We start from the raw sequence: 16939 nt of genomic DNA, 5'->3' as shown, positions 1-16939 counted from the left end.
CTTCTTTACGGCCAATTAAACTCGCTTCGCGGCTCTCGCATGCCAGCCGGTAATCGGCTAAAATTTCCTTTACCCTGGCTTGCGAATACTTTACCCTCGATTCCTTTACTGTGCTCACAAATACCTATTTAAGATGGAATTCCCAATGCTTTGGACGATGCCCAAAAATAGCCAATCGGGGTACAAATGACAACCCGACTTGACCCATCAACACGTTGACTATTGCAAATAGCCGATTATCTTTGCAGCCTGTTAAAACGATTGCAACTATGACCATTGGTGTTCCAAAAGAGATAAAAAACAACGAAAACCGGGTAGCGTTAACACCTGCAGGAACGCAGGAATTGGTTAAACGCGGCCATACGGTTTACATTGAAACAAATGCCGGTTCAGGCAGCGGTTTTAGTGATGAAGATTACGTAAAAGCCGGTGGCAAACTGCTTAAAACTGCGGCTGAGGTTTTCGCTACGGCCGAAATGATCATTAAAGTTAAGGAGCCCATTGAGCAAGAGTATAAACTGATCAAAAAAGACCAGCTTGTTTTCACCTATTTCCACTTTGCTTCGTACGAACCGCTTACCAAAGCGATGATCGATAGCGGTGCGGTTTGTTTAGCTTACGAAACCGTTGAACGCATTGATGGAAGCTTGCCCCTGCTTATCCCCATGTCGGAAGTAGCGGGCCGGATGTCGATACAGGAAGGTGCCAAGTACCTGGAGAAACCACTTAAAGGTCGTGGAATATTGTTAGGCGGTGTACCCGGGGTTAAACCAGCCAAAGTTTTGATTTTAGGTGGCGGTGTTGTTGGAACCAATGCCGCAAAAATTGCTGCCGGTATGGGCGCTGACGTTACTATTGCTGATGTAAACCTTAATCGCCTCCGTTACCTGGATGATGTAATGCCGAAAAACGTACATACCGTGGTATCGAATGAATATACCATACGCGAAATGGTACAGGATCACGACCTGATTGTAGGTGCCGTGCTTATACCCGGTGCCAAAGCTCCCAAACTGGTTACCCGCGATATGCTAAAAACCATGCGCCCCGGTACCGTATTGGTTGATGTGGCTGTTGATCAGGGAGGTTGTATTGAAACCTGTACACCCACAACGCATGAGGATCCAACTTACATCATTGACGATGTTGTTCACTATTGTGTGGCCAATATGCCGGGTGCTGTACCGTATACCTCAACCCTTGCACTTACCAACGCAACGCTTCCCTATGCCATCCGTCTTGCCAACCAGGGCTGGAAAAAAGCTTGCCAGGAAAGCACGGAACTGCGAAACGGGTTGAATGTTATGTTTGGTGAAGTGGTTTACAAAGGTGTTTCTGATGCCTTTAATCTGCCTTACACTGACGTAAAGAAATTCCTCTAAGCCGGAAATTCCGGTAGTTCCGGAAGAGACTTTATTTCGCTGGCCATCTCAAAGCAGAGATGACGCAATCCGTTTGTAATAACTACGTACGAAGCTTTAAGCGTAAAATTATAAGCAGATACTTGTAGTGCAACTTGTGTGTCTATTTCTATTTCGGGTGCTTTGCACTCAATAACCATCCAGGGTTTTCCAGTCCTGTTAAATATTACAATATCGCTGCGCTTGGAAAGTTGATTGTAGCGCAGTCCACCTTCAATTTTTATCAAAGCCTTAGGATACAAAAGCTCATGGGTAAGGTAGTTTATAAAATGTTGCCTGACCCACTCTTCGGGTGTCAGCACTACAAACTTTTTCCGGATCCCGTCAAAAATCCATACTTTTCCATCAGCTTTTTTTAGCTTGTAGTTAAACGTAGGAAGGTTGAGTTTTACCATAGCATAAAGTAACGAAGATATGAAGACCAAACAGGAAATTGTAGAGAATTGGTTGCCGCGCTACACCGGTCAGCCGCTGGATAAATTTGGCGAATACATTTTGCTAACCAATTTTGATAACTACGTTAAAATGTTTGCCGAGTGGCATAACGTGCCAATTGTTGGCCTGGATAAACCCATGCGCAATGCTACAGCCGAGGGCATAACCATTATAAACTTTGGTATGGGTAGTCCCAATGCCGCCACGGTAATGGATTGCCTGAGTGCCATAAAACCTAAAGCAGCCCTTTTTCTTGGAAAGTGTGGTGGGCTTAAAAAGAAAAACGATATCGGGGATTTAATCCTGCCCATTGCGGCTATACGGGGCGAGGGTACCTCTACCGATTACTTCCCTCCCGAAGTTCCTGCGCTTCCTTCGTTTGCCCTTCAAAAAGCTATTTCAACAACTATTCGTGACTACAACCAGGATTATTGGACGGGCACAGTATACACAACCAACCGCAGGGTTTGGGAATGGGATGAAGATTTTAAAACCTACCTGAGGAAAATTCGGGCACAGGCCATTGACATGGAAACGGCAACTATTTTTTCAACTGCATTTTATAACAAAATACCAGCTGGGGCCTTATTGCTGGTTTCCGATCAGCCTATGGTGCCCGAAGGTGTTAAGACTGATGTCAGCGATCATGTGGTTACCACCAACTTCGTTAACCAACATTTAAAAATCGGGATCGACTCTTTGCGTCAACTCATCAATAACGGCATGACAGTTAAGCACCTCCGCTATTAAGTTGTAGGTGCTGATACATCGCGGGCTTTGATCCGGCTCAGTACAATAAGCCCAATGATAAAATACAGGGCCAATGCCAATGCACTGTTGCGCATACTGCCGGTTATGTGGTTAATCAATCCGTACGAAAATGTTCCTAACACTATAGAAAGATTGTAGGTAACATCATAAAAGCTAAAGTACGATGCGTGATCGATTGTGTTTTCAGGTATAAGTTTGGAATAGGTAGCCCGCGACAAGGACTGGATCCCCCCCATGATCATGCCCACCACGGCAGCCAGAACATAAAACTGTATTTCGTTTGCTATCACATAAGCCGCCAGGCAAACTATCACCCAAATAACAATCATAATAGCCAACGCGGCTTTGTTTCCCCGTGCTTTTGATACCCGTGCAAATAGCCACGCTCCCAATGAAGCCACTAACTGGATGAGCAATATGGTGGCGATAAGTTTTCCGGTATCCAGGTGAAGTACATCGGTACCGAATAACGTGGCCAGGTACATAACTGTTTGCACACCCATGTTGTAAAAGAAAAACGAAGTCAGGAAACGTTTCATATCGGGTGATTCCTTCAAACTCTGCCATACCTTCACCACTTCGTAATATCCTTTTGTCCAGATTTTACTACCTGGATTTTTTCCGTGTGGATTTTCAGGCAGCACCGCAAACGTAATCATCGAGAAACCCATCCACCAGGTACCCACCAAAAGAAAAGAGAACCGGGTTGCAAAACCCTCTGTACTAAAACCAAAAGCTGCATAATTCAAAATCAGGACCATGCAGATAACCATAAGGATAACGCTGCCATAATAACCCATCGAAAAGCCTTTGGCACTTACCATATCGTACCGGTCTTCTGTAACGATTTCGGGTAAAAAAGCATTGTAAAACACAAGGCTTCCGGAAAACCCAATACTCGCCATAATGGAACAGAAAATCCCCCATTCCAATGTATTGATGTCCTTAAAAAAGTATAATCCCATACACGACAGGCTACCAATTGCGACAAATACTTTCATGAAAAATTTCTTGCGCCCGGTATAATCTGCAACACCCGATAATAAAGGCAGCATGGCAGCCACTACCAGAAAGGAAAACGAAAGCGCATAAGAATACAATACCGAATTTTTAATGGTAAACCCAAAAAACCTGACATTATCACCATCACCTGAAACCGCTACTGCCTTATAATAAATCGGGAAGATGGATGAGGTTATTACCAGTGAATAAACAGAATTTGCCCAATCGTACATGTACCAGGCGCGTACTGTTTTTGGATTGTTCAACTCAATGGTCATAATGCTTCAGTATACGGGTAAGGTAATAAAAAACCCCATTCTTTTGCGGAACGGGGTTTTTCAACTATGAAAAAACAAGATTAATTATCGGTGCGTCTTTGTAAAGTAGAATAGAGGAGCAACCGTGCATTGGCTTTTCGCAATTCCGTTTCCACGTCAGCAATGATGCCTCGCTTTGCATCAACATCTACTTTCATCGAAACGGTCATTTGGTCACGTTCAAATTCCTGAAGCTTGGCTTTTTCTTGGTTTACCCATTGAATAACATCTTTAGGTTCGATAAAAACATCATTCACCTGTATTTTAGGTTCCTTGCCCCACTCTTCTGTCTTCTTAGGCTCACCTATGTACATATATGCTACCAATGATTTACGCGCAAGCTTTTTTAGTTGTGTAGCTTCCGGAAGTTGTTGCTTAACGTTAATGTTAGTTTCGCGCATTTGCGTAGTAACCATGAAAAAGAAAAGCAACATGAACACTACATCGGGCATTGAGGATGTAGGGATATCCTGCTTTACGTTAGCCTTTTTCTTAAACTTCGACATATTATTTCCCTCCAGCTTTAGTAGGTTCAGCAATTGATAAATTCATGGGGATCTCCACTGTCCCGTCCGGCCTTCGTCCGCGGCCAATATCGTACAACCTTTTATTTTCCGGATTAGCCAAGTCAGATGAAAGGTCAAGCCATTTTTTCACGGATACTTCAGCACGGTCTGCATAAATCTGGTAATAAGCAGCCTGAGCAGCATCCAATATTTCAATGAACTTCTTATGGCTGGTACCGCGGTCGGTCTTATACGAAACGATCGCTTTTTCAGGGTTATCGGATGAATTTGGGTCAGCGCCATAATTCAGCACAAATTCCTTTATCATGTCGCGCAGTTCATTTGGTGTTCCATAAAAGGGGTTACCCTCTACCAAAACGTTATCGAACGAATTAACCTGGATCTTAAACAAATTCCGCTCTTGGATCTTTATATCCATGTCGGGGGGAAGTGCTTCCGGTGGCGGGGGCAGCTGTATAGCAAGACCACGATCATTGGCAACTGTTGTGGTCACAAGAAAGAATACCAACAACAAAAAGGCAATGTCGGCCATAGAAGCATTCGGTATATCGGGTGTTGCTCTTGGCATTACTTAATTGCTTTATTGATTTCAGAATAAATCAGGCCTAGCACTGCTATGGCAGATGTTAAATAAAACATAATCAAACCGGCACCCACTAATTTCGAAACGTTTGGTGTGATACCCTTGGCTGCGTGATCTGCAGAAACCTCTGAACCCGCAAGTGCATAGGAAATACCAAAAAGCACAACCATTCCAACAATAGCGAATAATGCCTTCTTTAAATCCCCTGGGGATTTAAGAACGTTTACCAAAGGAAGCACTATGGCCGACAGCAATGCAATGGCAAACAATGCATAGCCTGTGTAAAGTCCTGCATCAACAGAAACTATGGCCAGAATAACCAGCACAATGGCAACCGCAATCAATAAAAAACCTTTCATCTCAATTACTTTTGGGTAACCAATTTGTGTTTCACAAGAATATCAACAAGGGTAATGGAGGCATCTTCCATGCCGTTAACCAAAGAATCAATTTTAGATACAAGGTAGTTGTAGAAAACCTGAAGCACCATACCTACAATAAGACCACCCACAGTTGTGGTCAAGGCCACTTTCATACCACCGGCAACAATGTTGGGGGAAATATCACCGGCCGCCTCAATGTCCGAGAAGGCTTGCACCATCCCTACCACCGTTCCGAAGAAACCGAGCATAGGGCCAAGTGCGATAAACAAAGAAATCCAGATAAGGCCCTTTTCAAGCTTACCCATTTCTACGCCACCATATGACACAATTGACTTTTCAACCATATCGATTCCTTCTGAATAGCGTAATAATCCTTGCGTGAAGATGGACGCTACCGGGCCGCGTGTGTTGCGCGTTACATCAAGGGCAGCATTAACTCCACCTTTAGCAAGTGCATCTTCAATCTGTCCCAGGAGTTTGGTGTTATTGGATGTAGCCAGGTTAAGCGTAATAATTCTTTCAATGGAGAAAGCCAGACCTAGTATCAAACAGATCAATACAGGGGTCATGAACTTTACATCACCATCAATAAATTTTTGCTTCAAAATCTGGTGCATTGACTCACTCTCTGCTGCCGGCTCAGGTGTAGAGGCTTCGGTGCGTGGTTGAGGCTGCGGTTGTTCAGCCGCTGCAGAATCAGATTGGGCAAAAGTAGAGGTCGCCAGTACCCCTAAGAACATAAGAATAGCGAGTTGTTTTTTCATAGTTTCAGGTTTATTAGACTATTGGAAAGGCCAAAATTAAACGTTTTGTCGATTTATCGATATTTTTTAAAAAAATTTTATGCTGGCGGCTAAAACTTCTATCGATTTAGGTGATTAATGGTTTTTGCCAAATAAAGTCACATTTTAACCTCTCCTAAACTTATCAATCTAACTAATTGAAAACCACCTTAAACTAAGCAAATACCGGTTGATGTGGCTTTACTTTTTACGAGATTTTAAGGGGATAGAACTTCAGCGCATCGGCTGAATTTTGTTTGGCTTAGCGGAGAGAGAGGTCTCCGAATGTTGAAAATCCATGTAATTTAAAGCAATGAAATAGGCCTATTTTGGCCTTTTTTTGTTTCTTTTTGTTTGCTATTGTTTCAAAAAGTAGTAACATTTGTAGTAACAAAATAGTAACACCATGAAAACCGAGTTCAAAATCACTTACTTTTTTTGGAAGGCACGCAAGGATAAATCCGGTAAAATCCCTGTTTACATCCGCTCGAAACAGAACTCAGATAAACAGTACTCATATTACACCGGTGTGAAGCTTTTAAAGGCTGAATGGAACCCTAAGAAGAAACAGCCGACAAATAAGCCAGCTAGGTTATTGGAACTTGAAAAGAAGCTTCAGGCCACCTATAAAGACCTTATGCAGCAAGGTCATGCACCTACATTGGAAAACATACTTACACACTTAAACGATCCTAAGAAGCCACAGAGCAAAAAACTACTGGATTGGTGCAATGACTACCTAAGTGCAGACAAGTATTCACCCGGACAAAAAAAAGCCGTTGCAACGCTTAAGGAGAATATACTGGGCTTTCAGCCCTCGCTAACCTTTGACCGGTTAAATACCCATGTCCTCGATGACTTTGCCGACTGGATGACCAATAGAGGTGTTGCCAACAATTCACAATATAAACGCATTAGGGCGCTCGTAAACGTGGCCAAACATGCACGGGTAAATATTACCGACCTATCAGGTTATGAACTCCCCTACAGCACCTCAAACGCTAATAAGGTGCGCTTAGAATGGCCTGAAGTGAAAGCAGTAATGAACACTAAGCCCATTACCGAAATTGAAGCCGTGGCAAAGGATGTATTCTTGTTGGCCTGTTTTAGTGGCTTAAGGATTTCAGACCTGCAGACACTTGGAAAGGGTAAAATTAAGGGCTTCTATTATGAGCGATTACAGACTAAAACCAAAAAACCTGTTTACACCACACTACACAAGTACAACGAAGAACTTTTCCACAAGTACTTTAAAGGCATACCCTATTCACGGCAAAACCTTTCCAGCGCACTTAAACCATTATTAGAGCGTGCCGGACTGGATGAGGAGGTGACGGTATTACGACAAGTCGGGCACAATGTGGTGGAGGAAACAAAAAGAAAGTTTGATGAAATCGCCTTCCATTCAGGGCGGAGGTTTTACGCTAGGTTACTGAATGACCTGGGCTTGGGTAATGAGATCGCACGGGATGAACTGGGACACTCGCCTAAGAGCGTGACCGAACACTATGCCGGAAGCCCTAACCATAAGTTAAGGGTGCAACGGGTTCGGCAAGCTATGGAGAAGCTTGAAAAAACAATGAAGGAAATGGGATTAATGAAAGTAGCATGAAAAAGTATTCCCCCCGTTTCAAAGATGAAGAAGAATTAAGAAGGTTTTATAATGGATATAAGGCCAAAAAATTACCCCCCATAACGAATGAAATTTTCGTTTGCATTGACCATATTCTGACGGTCTGTGAGGGAGTTTCTCAAAGAGCACAAACGCCCGAAGAAGAAAAAGAACTTCGAAGGTTAAAAATGTACCTTACACAAAACAAAATTGGAAAGATTACATTTCATGGCCGAAAAACTTTCAGTGTTGACCATGAGGTCTTACTAATATCTATATCCAAACACATTTTGGATTTATTGAAAAGGATAGATAATCCTAAAACTCCCGGAGCTCCTTTCTCTCGACTATTTAATATAATTGGATTAGCACATGATAGTATTGAAGAATTAAAGGAGTTAGGGGTACCTGACTTGTTTATAGTCGATTTAATTTCATGGATTCGTAATGATGAAATTTCTCTTTATGCTTATAAGAAATCCAGACAACGTTTTGTAAAATCAAAATACAACGACTGAAGTAAGGGGGACACAATACCAACCAACTTCGCTCATATTGTGTCCTTTACCCCCATGTTCCCTTATGTTTCTTTTGCGTTAAGATTTAACGCAAAGAAATATGTCATTAGAAGAAAACATTCGCAAAATCGTAGCGGAAGAAATTCAAAAAGCAGGCAAGCAGTCTGATCTTGTCCCGCTCGCTGAGTTCTGCAAAGAAAAAAATCTTTCACGTGTTACCGTTTGGCGTGCTGAGAAGCAAGGCAAAATGAAGCTAACACGCATCGGCAAAAAAGTATTTGTATCCCCTCAACAGTTTATAAATGCATGAAAACTCCAGGTTTATGGATGCGGAGATTTATATCTCCGAATAATGGCCTTTTTTTGCCTATTGAGTGCATTACGTTACTATTTATGTTACTACTAAAGCAAAAATAAAAAACCCGGAAAGTTTGGCCGTCCGGGTCTTTAATGAAAAATACAAACATGGAAGATTTGCGCAACAAAGATAGAAAAAAATGGGATGAATATAAATCAAGTGGTCTGCATGTTTTCCCTGTTAGCATGCCTGACAAACGGCCAACCGTAAAAAGTTGGAAGGCCTTACCTGATAATATTATTTTTAATGGCAGCGCTGCAATTGCTTGTGGTGAACTTTCGGGAAACATTGAGGTACTCGATTTTGATACTAAGAACACAACACGCGATTTATTAACAGAATATTTTGATGAGGGTGGTGATGTTCTTAATACCATCTATAAAAAGTTAGTCGTGCAGACTACTATTAGTGGTGGATTTCATTTCATCTACCGTTGTGAGGTCATTGAAGGAAATCAAAAAATAGCCGTTTCTAGCGATGGAAAAAAGGCGCTAATAGAAACCCGTGGCGAAGGGGGTTATTTTGTTACAGCGCCCACAGAGGGCTATAAAATCATTCAGGGTGATATTATTAACATCCCATACATCACACAGGAAGAACGTGAAATTTTAATTACAACGGCCAGAAGATTAAACGAATACTTTCCTAAAGTTAACCCACCAAAAAATAAGGTTTATACCGATGGGCTTACTCCCTGGGATGACTTCGATCAACGTGGAGATGTGCCTGCATTGTTACAAGCGCACGATTGGCAGTTTATTAAATCGGTTGGTGATAATGATCACTATTGTAGGCCGGGTAAGAAGGGCGCAACCTCTGCTACATGGAATGAATCACTAAGGCTATTCTATTGCTTCACATCCTCCACAGTATTTGAGCCATCAAAAGCTTATGCACCCAGCGCGCTTTACTCCTATCTGGAATGTAATGGTGATTTTTCAGAAGCAGCCCGCAAGCTTCGCGCATTGGGGTATGGTGCGATGGTGGAGGAAAAACCAACTACAAAAGCGAAATGCGTTGAAATCAAAAATCTATTTCGGCTAACAAAACCAACATCAATGGAACGACCAAAAAAGCTATTCGGACCACTATGGGCAGAGGGTGAAAATGCCTTTTTCTTTGCTGAAGATGGTGCCGGTAAATCAATTTTAGCGGTTCAAATCGGGTGTGCTATTGCAACCGGGCAATCAATACAGGGCTTTCAGAATGAGGTACCAAAACAACCCGTTACGTTATTCGATACCGAGTTAAGCGATTACCAGTTTAACACGCGCTACCCAGAAGGTTTACCCGAGAACTTTAAGCGCTTCACCTTCAATGAAGATGCACAAAAATTACTTATTGATTCAACGGTAGAGTTTGTAGTTGATCAGATTGAAAACGCTGCAAATCATATCGGGTCAAAGATCATTATACTGGACAATCTTTCAGCACTGGCTTCAATGGTTGATTTAGTAACAACCAAAGAAGCGGTAAAGCTCATGGGCTTACTCAATGAATTAAAAAAGAAGGGATTTTCTGTTTTGATTATTGACCACTCACGGAAGCCATTGAAAGAGGGTGATTTTAAAGTAATCAGTAAACACGATTTACAAGGTTCTAAAATGAAAACAAATCTTGTCGATAGTGTTTTTTCAATCGGCAAGTCAGCCCAGGGAGATGCTATCCGGTATATCAAAGGCTTAAAAATCAGAAGTTTTGAAATGGCCTATACAAAGGGATCCGTTGCAACGGTTGAGATAAAAGTCAACCCATTACGATTGGAGTTTTTAGGCGTTGATCCTGAATGGCAGCATGTGAAGGATCGCACCTCCGAAATGATGAAGATGGCAGCAGAGGGAAAGACACAGGCCGAGATCGCCCAGACATTCAATGTTAGCCAACAGGCTATATCAAAGATTCTAAATACTGGGTTGTGAAGGTTGTATTAGTTGTAGGTTGTATTAGTTGTATTTGGTTGTATTTACAACCTCTTACAACCATTTACAACTGCACAACCATACGCGCGCGAGACAACTAAAATGGTAAAGATGAACCCCATAATGAACCCTACAAAGAAGGATAATATTCGGAGAGCTTTGTCTCCGACAATACCTATAATATCAATTGTATGAGCCATTTAGTTACTATTAACGTTACTATTTTTTTTATCTTTACCCTGATTTCGGAGCCGCCAGAGGGCACTCCCGAAATTGACAAGCCGCGTAAGCACTTGCCTACCTATACGCACCCAAGTATCAGCAAGCCGTCAGGGGGCACTTGCACGAAAAAGGCACCGCGTCAATGCCTGCATTCATGCAGGACACAAAATTATTTTTTCAACAAACATTTTTTCAAATGAAAACAGCAATTGAAGCTATAAACGAGCTTGGCGATACAGTGTCCGAACGTTTAAAAGTCATTGACGAATTACAAGAGGAAATCCGATCACTAAAAGACGGTGCATTTACGGTAACTGGTAGAAAATCTTTTGGCAATGTAGCCATAGAGAAACTAAAAGAAGTCGGACTTAATGCTCAGTTAGGAAAGAACGAACGAAAGCGTATTGTCCTGAAAGATGCCGGAACGTTTACCACCGGCAATGTTACACCAGTTGGTTCTAACGCAATACCATTTTCGCTATCAGACGCTGAACGTGGACTAACAAGAGTACAGCGCAGGCGCTTGTACCTTATGGATGTTGCCAACGTTTCACGCACCGATAAAATGTACGTGCAATGGGCAGAGCAACAAAACTTAGAGGGTTCAGTTGGTCCGACCGTTCAAGGAACCCGTAAAAATCAAGTTGACTTCGATTGGGTGGAGAAGAGCCAGAAGGTAGAAAAGCTAACCGCGTTCATCAAGACTTCACGCGAAGCACTCGATGACCTGGATGGCCTACAAAACGAAATTGGTGTTGACCTTCGTGAGCGGGTATTACAAAAAACAGAAGACGATCTGCTCTATGGTGATGGTGTTAGCCCTAACATACTTGGTGTTATGAGCGCAGCCGTTCCCTTTAGCGCTTCAGGTTTTACCGGTAGCATTGATTCACCTACCCGGCACGATGTTGTCCGTGTGGGCATTGCTCAAATTGCAAAGGCTAATTTTCAGCCTAACGCAATAATGATTAACCCGGTGGATGCCGCGCTCATGGACTTAACAAAGTCAACTGCAGACGAACACTATTTAACACCTTCGTTCGTTTCGGCAAACGGTGAATTGATTAGTGGCGTTCGGGTAATTGAATCAAACGGCATAGATGTCGGTGATTTTCTGATAGGCGACTTTTCAAAATTCAACGTTCGTATTCGTTCCGAATTCGGAATAGAAATCGGGTATGAAGATGACGACTTCACCAAAAACCTTGTTACGATTCTTGGCGAAATCAGATTGGCGTCTTATGTGAAACAAAACCACTCAGGCGCTTTTATGGCAGGCGCTTTTACAACCGCATTGGCAGCATTAGCAGCATCTTAATTTAAAACAATATGGAAACGAAAAAACCGATTTACTTTTTCAGGCACGAACCAAATGGTAAGGTAACCTACTGGATGGACGGAGGCAGTTTTAAAACAACTGTTAGCGCTGATTCATTCGCTACGATCAGGGAACATGATACTATCCGTTTTTGGGTAGAACATAAACCTGATGACATAGGCCACAGCTTTGAAACTGAAACCGGTTTTCGTTTCCAATTGCTAAAGGGTAAACCATAAAGTATGGGAGTTATGGAAAGAGAAAGTAACGGAAGGTTTGCACCTGGGCACAATGGATTTAAACCCAAAGGTTCAGGAAATAAAATTCAGGGAGTAGCCCGGCAAAAGTTAGGCTTATTCCTTGAAAGTCATATTGAGCAATTACCGGAAATATTCAAGAAACTTTCCAATAAGGAAAAAGCCCGGTTGATAATGGATGTAGTGCAATATTTTCTGCCAAAGCAGCGAGAGATTACACACGATTTAGCCGATGTATTAACCGTTGATTATTCCTTACTCGATGGTGAAACTTTAGATAAGGTTTTAAACGCTACACACAATGGATGAGGGATATTTAGAAATAAGTATAAAGGTTTTTGAACACCTCCCAGATGGGATGGTTAAGGTGTCGGATGTAAGATCAGAAGTTGATTTTCCGGTTCATTATCTGACCACAGAGCAATTTGAGAAGCTTAGGGCTATTAGCCCAGGTTATACGATGTTTTTTGAAAAAGCGGAGGCCTATGAAGTAATGACATAGCACACACTTCTTTGATGGCTCTTTGGGGGCAAGGCTTTCAAACGAGTCATGTAAAATCGCATCAAAAGGATTTGGAGATGTAAAAGCCGGGCTTAAAGTTCACCCGGCTTTTTTTATATTTGCCTATCACATCAAAGCGGATGGTGGTGGTACCGCAAAAAAATGGCCTTAAAAAGAAAGCCCTCCATTACGAGGGCTTTTTTATTTTGTATACCGCTATGAAAACTGTTTCATTCTTTAAAAAATAGTAACATAAGTAGTAACAAAATGCCTCAAATTGGCTTTATATGGCCATAAAGCGGAGAGAGAGGGATTCGAACCCTCGATACCGTTTCCGGTATACACACTTTCCAGGCGTGCTCCTTCAACCACTCGGACACCTCTCCGGTTGAAATGGGACGCAAATAAATCAAGAAAATATACCCTTTCCAAGCCGAAAGGTCAGGATGAAAGTTCACCTACCAGGTTTTGCTCAACCAATAACCTGGCTTTCTCAATTTCATAATTGCCCAGTAAAACCATTAATTTGGTTAATGCAGCTTCGGTAGTCATGTCGGCACCGCTTAACACGCCAGCCTTCATTAATTCTTTGCTGGTTTCATACTTACCTTGCACCACCATGCCCCCCGGGCACTGCGAAACATTAACGATGATTATACCCCTGTTTATAGCGTGCTTTAACATTTCAATTAACCAGGTAGTAGTTGGGGCATTACCAGCGCCAAATGTTTCAAGGATCACCGCCTTCAGCATGGTATTGTTAAAAACTGATTGCACAACCCGTTCAGAAATACCCGGGAACAATTTCAAAATTGCAATGGATGGATCCAGTTGAGTGTGAAGCACAAGTTCTCGCCCATGCACTTGCCTTATGGCACCGTAGTTATAATCAATTTTTACACCTGCTTTTGCCAACGCTGGGTAGTTGCCTGAATCAAACGCATCAAACTGCATGCTCTCCACTTTCTTCGACCGGTTGCCGCGCAGCAATTCATAATCAAAGTAAATACAGACTTCAGGAACAATAGCTTTACCATCCTTTCGGGCAGCTGCAATCTCCAAAGCTGTTATAAGGTTTTCGCGGGCATCGGAACGCGGGTCAATAATCGGCAGTTGTGCACCGGTTAGGATTACCGGTTTGCTTAAACCCTCCAACATAAAGCTTAGTGCCGATGCGGTGTAAGCCATCGTATCGGTCCCATGCAAAATTACAAAGCCATCATGCGCAGCATAATTATCGCGGATAACTTCGGCCAATACTTTCCAATGCTCAGGGCTTACATTAGACGAGTCAATGGGTTTTTCAAATGAAAAAACCGTAAAGGCCAGGCCAAGATTGCGGATGGTGGGCAAGTGTTCTACAATAGAAGAAAAATCAAATGGAATTAATGCACCGCTAGCATCGTGTGTCATGCCAAATGTTCCACCCGTGTAAATAATCAGCACACGGGCACGTACCGTTTCGGGCGATTGCGCACCACTGACCTGTATTTGCTTAACTTTCATTCACTTTAAATAGTACAGATGCGTTACCAGACGTTACCTGTTGAACCTCTTCCAAAGATATGTTTTTTAACTGAGCCACCTTTGCCGCCACTAACGGCAGGTAGGAAGGTTCGTTGCGTTTACCCCGATGCGGAACGGGGGCGAGGTATGGACTGTCTGTTTCAAGGAGCATTTTTTCCATCGGTAATTCCGGGATCACTCTATCCATCCCGGCATTCTTAAAAGTGGCCACCCCGCCTATTCCTAAATAAAATCCGAGATCTATAATTTGCCGGGCCTGTTCTTCAGTGCCTGTGAAACAATGAAACACACCAGTCAATTTTTCATCTTTAAGTTCCCCAACCAATGCAATGGTTTGGTCCACGCTATTGCGGCTGTGAATTACTATAGGCAATTGATAATCTTTCGCCCATTTTACCTGAATGCGGAAAGCCTCCTTTTGTTGTTCCCAAAATGTTTTATCCCAATATAAATCAGTGCCTATTTCACCGAGGGCCAGGAATTTTCGTTTCGAAAGCCAATGCTCGACCTGGTAAAGTTCCTTTTCAAAATCCTTTTTGACCGAGCATGGATGCAAACCCATCATAGACAGACAGGTTCCACCCGTTTTCAATTCTACCTCCAGCATCCTGTCTATGGAAGTATGATCAATATTGGGCATCAGTATTTTTTTTACCCCTGCTGTTCCTGCACGTGCAAGCATGGCTGCCCGATCGGCATCAAACGCTTCCAGATAAATATGGGCGTGGGTGTCGATGTAAAAGTCCATTCTCCTTAATCAATGGTCACTGGTCGTTGGTCGTTAGTTGATAGTAAATCGGTCAGGTGTTTTTTAAGTAAGGAATCATCGAACGGATATTCCGTAAAGCCTTTAAAATTTTCTGATTGTTTCAACGCATCACTCAATAAAAAATCCTTTTGCTCCATACTAAAAGCAATACCCTCTTGTTTAAACTTTTTGGCCAGATATTCTTGTTCGGTTTGACCCGGTGTAGGTACAAAAATAGCTTTCTTAGCCAATCTCGCTAAATCCATAACTGTGCTGTAGCCCGATCGTGACAGTACAATTTCTGCCTGCGCCATTTCATAACTCAATTCCTCAGCGGTAAGGTGATCTGCCACCTCCACATTCTTCGACACCTGAATTTTGTTGCTATCTACAACCCCGCGCACAATCAAACCACGAAGGCCTGAGGCCACCAGTTGGCGAGTAACCAATTCTTCAAAATTACTGCGCTGCGGTTCCGGCCCCGATAGCAAAGCCAGTATGTTGTACTTCCTTTCTGTGGTCTCAACTTTTTCCAACCGCGATAAAGGACCAATGAAACAAGTTTGTCTATCGAATGTTGCTGAAAGCTTCCCGCTTAGTACTGAACCGGGAAAATCGGGTACCCATGTAACGGTGAATTTTTTAATAAAGCGTGCAGTAACAGCATTCGCCAGCAAGCCAAGCCATTTCCACCGTGATGGTGCCAAAAGGTTAACCTGATGGGTTATAAATACAGAAGTAACCTCAGGAGAATAGCAACCATACCGATTGTCGGAAATAATAAGCTCGATCTTATTCTCTTTAACAAGTTGCTCAACCTGTCTGTGTTCCTCCATCACGGTTCGCATAAATTTCCCGCCCTGCAGCAAAAGTTTAAACATCATGGAACCCGATGAAGGATAAACCGGGTTATATCCAGGAAGTTCAAAAGCTTTAAATGATGGAAAAGTGAGCTTCAACAATTTCAATGATGGCCCTGCCCCGGCAAGAAATACTTCGCACTGCAACTCCTGCAAAATTCGAATTACAGGTATGCATCGCGTGGCATGCCCGAGCCCCCAGTCCAGCGGTGCAACCAGTACTCGCTTTCTGTTCATTGTGGGATAACATTAAAGGAATATCCCCTATCGGTAAAGTGCGCAATAAAGCGTGGCAGGGCATAGCGCATATTCTTCTCAGCCTTCAAACTATCATGAAAAACGATAACCGATCCAGGCCTAGTGGCTTTGATGGAATTTTTCAGGCAAGCCTCGGGTGTTATTGATTCGGTGTAATCGAAAGACAGCACATCCCACATAATAATTTTGTACGCTGATAATGCCTTGATTTGTGAACGGGTTATCCTGCCATAAGGTGGACGAAACAAGATCACATTCTTCATTTCATTACCGCTATGCGGCAAATCCATTGCTGCATCACACAAAAAGGCATTCTTAACATATTCTGATTTGGGCGTATGCCAGCCATTGAGATGATTGAATGTATGATTGCCTACCGCGTGACCCTCATGTAAAATTCTTTTAAATACATCGGGATGTTTCTGCACATTATCCCCGATACAAAAAAAAGTTGCATTAGCCTTGTGTTCCTTTAATACATCCAAGGCAAATTCAGTCGGGCCGGGTACGGGGCCATCATCTAAAGTAAGAAAAAGCTCTTTTTGTTTTGTTGGTATTCGCCAGACCAGGTTCGGGTAAAGCCAAGGCAAAAAAAATGGTGTGCGATGGATAAACATAG

The 16939-nt window shown here is 42.6% G+C and carries 20 protein-coding genes and 1 tRNA gene; 10 read left to right on the top strand and 11 right to left on the bottom strand.

The features are described from left to right. The first annotated feature begins 269 nt into the window (after window positions 1-269). Window positions 270-1382, top strand: a complete 1113-nt coding sequence (gene ald, locus KIT51_07865; protein UYN88150.1) for an alanine dehydrogenase — start codon at window positions 270-272, stop codon at window positions 1380-1382. Here ald and KIT51_07860 read toward each other — a convergent pair. Next, complete coding sequence (locus KIT51_07860) at window positions 1379-1816, bottom strand: type I restriction enzyme HsdR N-terminal domain-containing protein (GenBank protein UYN88149.1); 438 nt, start codon at window positions 1814-1816, stop codon at window positions 1379-1381. The genes ald and KIT51_07860 overlap by 4 nt on opposite strands. Before the next feature lie 19 nt (window positions 1817-1835). Between KIT51_07860 and KIT51_07855 the strand changes: the two genes are divergently transcribed. Next, complete coding sequence (locus KIT51_07855) at window positions 1836-2606, top strand: AMP nucleosidase (protein ID UYN88148.1); 771 nt, start codon at window positions 1836-1838, stop codon at window positions 2604-2606. Here KIT51_07855 and KIT51_07850 read toward each other — a convergent pair. The 5 genes from KIT51_07850 to KIT51_07830 form a co-directional block, all read right to left on the bottom strand. Then, entirely contained in the window at window positions 2603-3907 is a 1305-nt protein-coding gene (locus KIT51_07850) for an MFS transporter (GenBank protein UYN88147.1), read from the bottom strand. The genes KIT51_07855 and KIT51_07850 overlap by 4 nt on opposite strands. Before the next feature lie 80 nt (window positions 3908-3987). Then, complete coding sequence (locus tag KIT51_07845; protein ID UYN88146.1) at window positions 3988-4452, bottom strand: biopolymer transporter ExbD; 465 nt, start codon at window positions 4450-4452, stop codon at window positions 3988-3990. Between the two features lies 1 nt (window position 4453). Continuing rightward, window positions 4454-5041, bottom strand: a complete 588-nt coding sequence (locus KIT51_07840) for a biopolymer transporter ExbD (GenBank protein ID UYN88145.1) — start codon at window positions 5039-5041, stop codon at window positions 4454-4456. Further along, on the bottom strand, window positions 5041-5415 hold the full coding sequence (locus tag KIT51_07835; GenBank protein ID UYN88144.1) for a hypothetical protein: 375 nt from the start codon (window positions 5413-5415) through the stop codon (window positions 5041-5043). The genes KIT51_07840 and KIT51_07835 overlap by 1 nt, the downstream gene beginning before the upstream one ends. Window positions 5416-5420: 5 nt before the next feature. Continuing rightward, a complete protein-coding gene (locus tag KIT51_07830; protein UYN88143.1) occupies window positions 5421-6203 on the bottom strand; it encodes a MotA/TolQ/ExbB proton channel family protein in 783 nt (260 codons plus the stop codon). Window positions 6204-6627: 424 nt separating this feature from the next. On the opposite strand from KIT51_07830, the gene KIT51_07825 reads away from it, so the two are divergent. The 8 genes from KIT51_07825 (at window position 6628) to KIT51_07790 (ending at window position 12927) form a co-directional block, all read left to right on the top strand. Next, window positions 6628-7833, top strand: coding sequence for a phage integrase SAM-like domain-containing protein (locus KIT51_07825; GenBank protein UYN88142.1), 1206 nt, complete (start codon window positions 6628-6630; stop codon window positions 7831-7833). After that, the gene (locus KIT51_07820) at window positions 7830-8351 is read left to right on the top strand and encodes a hypothetical protein (GenBank protein ID UYN88141.1); all 522 of its coding nucleotides are present in this window, start codon (window positions 7830-7832) and stop codon (window positions 8349-8351) included. The genes KIT51_07825 and KIT51_07820 overlap by 4 nt, the downstream gene beginning before the upstream one ends. Before the next feature lie 100 nt (window positions 8352-8451). Beyond that, window positions 8452-8661, top strand: coding sequence for a hypothetical protein (locus tag KIT51_07815; protein ID UYN88140.1), 210 nt, complete (start codon window positions 8452-8454; stop codon window positions 8659-8661). 140 nt (window positions 8662-8801) lie between these two features. Continuing rightward, window positions 8802-10628, top strand: a complete 1827-nt coding sequence (locus tag KIT51_07810; protein UYN88139.1) for an AAA family ATPase — start codon at window positions 8802-8804, stop codon at window positions 10626-10628. A gap of 418 nt (window positions 10629-11046) precedes the next feature. Next, on the top strand, window positions 11047-12168 hold the full coding sequence (locus tag KIT51_07805; protein ID UYN88138.1) for a phage major capsid protein: 1122 nt from the start codon (window positions 11047-11049) through the stop codon (window positions 12166-12168). 11 nt (window positions 12169-12179) lie between these two features. Continuing rightward, on the top strand, window positions 12180-12407 hold the full coding sequence (locus tag KIT51_07800) for a hypothetical protein (protein UYN88137.1): 228 nt from the start codon (window positions 12180-12182) through the stop codon (window positions 12405-12407). Between the two features lie 12 nt (window positions 12408-12419). Next, window positions 12420-12734, top strand: coding sequence for a hypothetical protein (locus KIT51_07795; GenBank protein UYN88136.1), 315 nt, complete (start codon window positions 12420-12422; stop codon window positions 12732-12734). Continuing rightward, a complete protein-coding gene (locus KIT51_07790) occupies window positions 12727-12927 on the top strand; it encodes a hypothetical protein (protein UYN88135.1) in 201 nt (66 codons plus the stop codon). The genes KIT51_07795 and KIT51_07790 overlap by 8 nt, the downstream gene beginning before the upstream one ends. A gap of 299 nt (window positions 12928-13226) precedes the next feature. Here the strand turns inward: KIT51_07790 and KIT51_07785 are convergent. The 5 genes from KIT51_07785 to KIT51_07765 all read right to left on the bottom strand — a co-directional run bounded on the left by KIT51_07785 (window position 13227) and on the right by KIT51_07765 (window position 16937). After that, window positions 13227-13313: transfer RNA gene (locus KIT51_07785), tRNA-Ser, on the bottom strand. A gap of 55 nt (window positions 13314-13368) precedes the next feature. Beyond that, on the bottom strand, window positions 13369-14433 hold the full coding sequence (locus KIT51_07780) for an asparaginase (protein UYN88134.1): 1065 nt from the start codon (window positions 14431-14433) through the stop codon (window positions 13369-13371). Next, window positions 14423-15202 carry a TatD family hydrolase gene (locus KIT51_07775; protein ID UYN88133.1) on the bottom strand — a complete coding sequence of 260 codons (780 nt, stop codon included), beginning with the start codon at window positions 15200-15202 and terminating at the stop codon, window positions 14423-14425. Before KIT51_07775 ends, KIT51_07780 begins: the two co-directional genes overlap by 11 nt. Before the next feature lie 5 nt (window positions 15203-15207). Then, complete coding sequence (locus KIT51_07770) at window positions 15208-16299, bottom strand: hypothetical protein (protein UYN88132.1); 1092 nt, start codon at window positions 16297-16299, stop codon at window positions 15208-15210. After that, on the bottom strand, window positions 16296-16937 hold the full coding sequence (locus tag KIT51_07765) for a polysaccharide deacetylase family protein (protein ID UYN88131.1): 642 nt from the start codon (window positions 16935-16937) through the stop codon (window positions 16296-16298). The genes KIT51_07770 and KIT51_07765 overlap by 4 nt, the downstream gene beginning before the upstream one ends. Window positions 16938-16939 lie beyond the last annotated feature (2 nt).

The organism is Cyclobacteriaceae bacterium (assembly GCA_025808415.1).
In the GTDB taxonomy this organism is placed as follows: domain Bacteria; phylum Bacteroidota; class Bacteroidia; order Cytophagales; family Cyclobacteriaceae; genus UBA2336.
Note: the sequence above shows the minus strand (reverse complement) of the source record. Positions and strands in the feature narration are given on the sequence as shown.

Excerpts from the sequence above, each read along its gene's own strand:
- ald (UYN88150.1), top strand. The coding sequence starts at position 270 with ATGACCATTGGTGTTCCAAAAGAGATAAAAAACAACGAAAACCGGGTA.
- KIT51_07860 (UYN88149.1), bottom strand. The coding sequence starts at position 1,816 with ATGGTAAAACTCAACCTTCCTACGTTTAACTACAAGCTAAAAAAAGCT.
- KIT51_07855 (UYN88148.1), top strand. The coding sequence starts at position 1,836 with ATGAAGACCAAACAGGAAATTGTAGAGAATTGGTTGCCGCGCTACACC.
- KIT51_07850 (UYN88147.1), bottom strand. The coding sequence starts at position 3,907 with ATGACCATTGAGTTGAACAATCCAAAAACAGTACGCGCCTGGTACATG.
- KIT51_07845 (UYN88146.1), bottom strand. The coding sequence starts at position 4,452 with ATGTCGAAGTTTAAGAAAAAGGCTAACGTAAAGCAGGATATCCCTACA.
- KIT51_07840 (UYN88145.1), bottom strand. The coding sequence starts at position 5,041 with ATGCCAAGAGCAACACCCGATATACCGAATGCTTCTATGGCCGACATT.
- KIT51_07835 (UYN88144.1), bottom strand. The coding sequence starts at position 5,415 with ATGAAAGGTTTTTTATTGATTGCGGTTGCCATTGTGCTGGTTATTCTG.
- KIT51_07830 (UYN88143.1), bottom strand. The coding sequence starts at position 6,203 with ATGAAAAAACAACTCGCTATTCTTATGTTCTTAGGGGTACTGGCGACC.
- KIT51_07825 (UYN88142.1), top strand. The coding sequence starts at position 6,628 with ATGAAAACCGAGTTCAAAATCACTTACTTTTTTTGGAAGGCACGCAAG.
- KIT51_07820 (UYN88141.1), top strand. The coding sequence starts at position 7,830 with ATGAAAAAGTATTCCCCCCGTTTCAAAGATGAAGAAGAATTAAGAAGG.
- KIT51_07815 (UYN88140.1), top strand. The coding sequence starts at position 8,452 with ATGTCATTAGAAGAAAACATTCGCAAAATCGTAGCGGAAGAAATTCAA.
- KIT51_07810 (UYN88139.1), top strand. The coding sequence starts at position 8,802 with ATGAAAAATACAAACATGGAAGATTTGCGCAACAAAGATAGAAAAAAA.
- KIT51_07805 (UYN88138.1), top strand. The coding sequence starts at position 11,047 with ATGAAAACAGCAATTGAAGCTATAAACGAGCTTGGCGATACAGTGTCC.
- KIT51_07800 (UYN88137.1), top strand. The coding sequence starts at position 12,180 with ATGGAAACGAAAAAACCGATTTACTTTTTCAGGCACGAACCAAATGGT.
- KIT51_07795 (UYN88136.1), top strand. The coding sequence starts at position 12,420 with ATGGAAAGAGAAAGTAACGGAAGGTTTGCACCTGGGCACAATGGATTT.
- KIT51_07790 (UYN88135.1), top strand. The coding sequence starts at position 12,727 with ATGGATGAGGGATATTTAGAAATAAGTATAAAGGTTTTTGAACACCTC.
- KIT51_07780 (UYN88134.1), bottom strand. The coding sequence starts at position 14,433 with ATGAAAGTTAAGCAAATACAGGTCAGTGGTGCGCAATCGCCCGAAACG.
- KIT51_07775 (UYN88133.1), bottom strand. The coding sequence starts at position 15,202 with ATGGACTTTTACATCGACACCCACGCCCATATTTATCTGGAAGCGTTT.
- KIT51_07770 (UYN88132.1), bottom strand. The coding sequence starts at position 16,299 with ATGAACAGAAAGCGAGTACTGGTTGCACCGCTGGACTGGGGGCTCGGG.
- KIT51_07765 (UYN88131.1), bottom strand. The coding sequence starts at position 16,937 with ATGTTTATCCATCGCACACCATTTTTTTTGCCTTGGCTTTACCCGAAC.